We start from the raw sequence: 4,060 nt of genomic DNA, 5'->3' as shown, positions 1-4,060 counted from the left end.
CCTTCGGCGGGTTCACGCTGCCGGTGGACGACCTGGCGGACCCGAGCGGGGCGGCACTCGGGCGACGCGCCGGCGAGGAGGCGGCGCGGCCCTTCGACCTTGCGTCGGGCCCGCTCTTCCGCGCGGGTCTGCTGCGGCTGGGCGCCGGGGACCACGTGCTGCTGCTCTCGATGCACCACATCGTCAGCGACGGGTGGAGCATGGGGGTGCTCTACCGGGAGCTGTCGGCGCTGTACGAGGCGTACCGCGACGGGCGGGAATCGCCGCTGCCGGAGCTGGGGGTGCAGTACGCCGACTACGCCGTGTGGCAGCGCGAGCAGCTGGAGGGCGAGGCCCTGGAGCGGCAGCTCTCGTACTGGCGGGAGCGCCTGGCGGGCGCACCGGAGCTGCTGGAGCTGCCCACCGACCGTCCCCGCCCGCCGGTGCAGACGTACCGGGGCGCGACGGTTCCGGTGGAGCTCTCCCCGGAGCTGCTGGAGCGCTTGCAGGCGCTGGGGCGGAGCGAGGGTGCGACGCTGTACATGACGCTGCTGAGCGCCTTCCAGGTGCTGCTGGGCAAGTACGCCGGCAGCGACGACGTGGTGGTGGGCAGCCCCATCGCCGGGCGGGCGCGGAACGAGGTGGAGGGGCTGATCGGCTTCTTCGTCAACACGCTGGTGCTGCGGACCGACCTTTCGGGAGATCCATCTTTCCGCGAGGTGCTGCGGCGGGTGCGCGAGGTGACGCTGGGGGCGTACGAGCACCAGGAGGTGCCCTTCGAAAAGCTCGTGGCGGAGCTGAGCCCGGAGCGCAGCCTGAGCCACTCGCCGCTCTTCCAGGTGTCGTTCACGCTGGGCAACGCCCAGGGTGCGGGCGGCGGGCTCGGGGGGCTGGGCGTGCAGGGCGTGGAAACGGAGTCCGAGGCCGCGAAGTTCGACCTCGCCCTGACGCTCGCGGCAACCGACGAGGGGCTGCTCGGCAGCCTGAACTACAACACCGCCCTCTTCGAGCGCGGCACCATCGAGCGGATGCTCGGCCACTTGGCGCGGGTGCTGGAGCAGGTCGCGGCGGATGCGGACGTGCGGCTTTCGCGGCTGGAGCTGCTGGGCCAGGCGGAGCGCGAGCAGGTGCTGGGCACGTGGAACCAGACGGCGCGCGGATACACCACACCGCCGGTCCACGCGCTCTTCGCCCAGTGGGCGCGCCGCGCTCCCGAAGCCGTCGCCCTGCTGGCCGGCCGCGAGGCCGTGACCTATGGCGAGCTGGACCAGCGCGCGGCGGTGCTCGCCCGGCACCTGCGCGAGCTGGGGGTCGGGCCCGAGACCCCGGTGGGGCTGTGCGTGGAGCGCACCCCCGAGCTGCTGGTGGGGGTGCTGGGGATCTGGAAGGCGGGCGGCGCGTACGTCCCCCTGGATCCGGGGTCTCCGGCGGAGCGGCTGGGGTGGATCATCGCCGATGCGGCCCTCCCGGTGGTGGTTGCCACGGGAGGCACGGTCGGGGCGCTTCCGGAGCACGGAGCCACCCTGGTGCGGGTGGACCAGCTCGCGGAGACGGCGGTGGACGAAGCGCCGGAGGTACCTGCGTCCGACGCGGGCCTGGCGTACGTCATTTACACCTCCGGCTCTACCGGCCGGCCCAAGGGAGTGCTGGTGGAGCACGGCTCCCTGTCCAACCTCCTGGCAGCTACGCGCGAGGCGTTCGGCGTCGGGGTGGGCGACGTGATGCCGGCGCTGGCGTCGCACGCCTTCGACATCTGGCTCTTCGAATCGCTGCTGCCGCTCACCTCGGGGGGCGCGGTGCGCCTGGTGGAGCGCGACCGGGTGCTGGACGTGCCCGCGCTGCTGGAGGAGGTCGCCGACGCCACGCTCCTGCACGCGGTCCCCGCGCTGATGCGGCAGCTGGTGCATGCGGAGCGCGAGACGCCCCGGCTGGCCCGGCTGCGGCGCGCCTTCGTGGGCGGCGACCGGGTACCGGCCGACCTGCTGGCGGAAATGCGTGAGGCGTTTTCCAGGGCGGAGTCGCACGTCCTCTACGGCCCCACCGAGGGGACCATCCTTGCGTCCGTGCACCCCGTCCCGGCGGACGGGATGGTGGAGGGGCACCCCATCGGCCGTCCTCTGGGGAACGTGCGCCTGTACGTCTGCGACGAGTTCGGGAGCCCGCAGCCTGTGGGCGTACCGGGCGAGCTGCTGATCGGCGGGGCGGGGGTGGCGCGCGGCTACCTGGGCCGCTCCGGGCTGACCGCGGAGCGCTTCGTCCCCGACCCGTTCTCGGCCGAAGGCGCACGGCTGTACCGCACGGGCGACCGGGCGCGCTGGCGGGCGGATGGCACGCTGGAGTTCCTGGGCCGCCTGGACGGGCAGGTGAAGATCCGCGGCTTCCGCATCGAGCCGGGGGAGATCGAATCCGTGCTGCGGGCGCACGACAGCGTCACTGACTGCGTGGTAGTGGCGCGCGAGGACGTGCCGGGCAACGGGTGGCTGGTGGCGTACGTGGTGGGCGGCGCCGAGGCCGACGAGCTGCGGGAGCACCTGCGGCGGAGCCTGCCGGAGTACATGGTGCCGGCGGATTTCGTGGTGCTGGACCAGTTGCCGCTGATGCGCAACGGCAAGCTGGACCGCGGGGCGCTGCCGGCGCCGGAGCCGGTTTCCGCCGGAACGAGCTACGCGCCGCCGCGCCGCCCCCTGGAGGCGGCGCTGGCGGAAATCTGGGCCGAGGTGCTGGGCCGGGCCCGGGTGGGGGTGAAGGAAAACTTCTTCGACCTGGGCGGGCACTCCCTCCTGCTCGTGAAGGTGCAGGCCCGTCTCCGCGAAGCGCTGGACCGCAAGATTCCCATCGCCGACCTCTTCCGCTTTCCCACCGTCTCGGCGCTGGCCGACCACCTGGGGGCCGGGGGCGAGGGCGCCGGGGCGCCGGGGTCCGCGCCTGAGGGGGGCAGGCGGCGGGGGCGCGACCGCGCCGCCATCCGCCGGGCACTGGCGGGGCGGGGAGTGGATCGGAGCGGGGGAGCGGCACACGGGGGAGAGGATCCATGACCCGTCCCATCAACGCTGTGACGAACGGAACTCCCGCGCCCTGAACTCCGAGGCGGCAGAAAAATGCCCTCTCCCACGCTTTCCGCCGCTTGCCGGTTGGGGGCGGGGGCGGGGGTTTTGGCATAACCCCAGCAACAGCAAGGGATTGTCCGGGTCGGGGTAGCGCGACTCGGGCGGCGGACATACTTTATTAGACACCGCAAACCCAAATCGTTGCCCTAAAACGCGTAGGTCGACGCCTGTGGGGGTCGGGGGAAACGGCCGCCGCGGCATGCGGCGGCCAGGTTCGTCGCCCCCCTCACCAGCGTAGCGGCCCGCCGAGCACGAACGGGCGCGCCGCGCTGAACCGCAGCCGTGAAGCACCAGGCACCCGGCATCTCCGTCTCGCCGGACGCCCATCGCATACAGAGCAGGACATGACCGATATCATCTCCCGGCTGGCCCAGCTGTCGCCCGAAAAGCAGAGGCTGCTGAAGCTGAAGCTCAAGGGCGGCGCAGCCGCGGCGCCGGCCGGGCAGGGCGGCGGCGAGCGCCCCTCCGAGTTTCCCGCGTCGTTCGCGCAGCGGCGGCTGTGGCTGCTGGATCGGCTGGAGCCGGGGAGCACCGCCTACTCCATGCCCCGCGTCTGGCGCATCCCCGGCCCCCTGGACGTGGCCGCGCTGGAGCGTGCCGTCGACGAGCTGGTGCGGCGCCACGAGACGCTGCGCACGCGCCTGGAAGATCGCGGCGGAGAGCCGGTGCAGGTGGTTGCCCCTCCATCGCCCTTCCGCCTGGAGGTGACGGACCTCTCCGCGCTCCCTGGCGAAGAGGCGATGGCCGAGCTGGAGCGGCTGGCGCGCGCCGACGCCGCGGCTCCCTTCCGGCTGGAGGAGGGCCCGCTCTTCCGCGCCTCCCTCGTGCGCCTGTCGGCCGACGAGCACGCCCTGCTGTGGAACCTGCACCACGCGATCACCGACGGCTGGTCCACGGGCATCCTGGGGCGCGAGCTGACGGCCCTGTACCAGGCCTTTGCGCGCGGCGAGCCCTCGCCGCTGCCGCCGCTTCCC

The 4,060-nt window shown here is 73.2% G+C and carries 2 protein-coding genes; both read left to right on the top strand.

The window, feature by feature from the left end; genetic code table 11:
• The coding region (locus tag VIB55_RS02370) for an amino acid adenylation domain-containing protein (protein ID WP_331875060.1) at nucleotides 1-3,014 on the top strand (3,014 nt) is incomplete at its 5' end.
• A 416-nt stretch (nucleotides 3,015-3,430) separates the two neighbouring features.
• A partial coding sequence (locus VIB55_RS02365; protein WP_331875059.1) for a condensation domain-containing protein occupies nucleotides 3,431-4,060 on the top strand: 630 nt, incomplete at its 3' end.

This window comes from Longimicrobium sp. (assembly GCF_036554565.1).
GTDB lineage: Bacteria > Gemmatimonadota > Gemmatimonadetes > Longimicrobiales > Longimicrobiaceae > Longimicrobium.
Note: the sequence above shows the minus strand (reverse complement) of the source record. Positions and strands in the feature narration are given on the sequence as shown.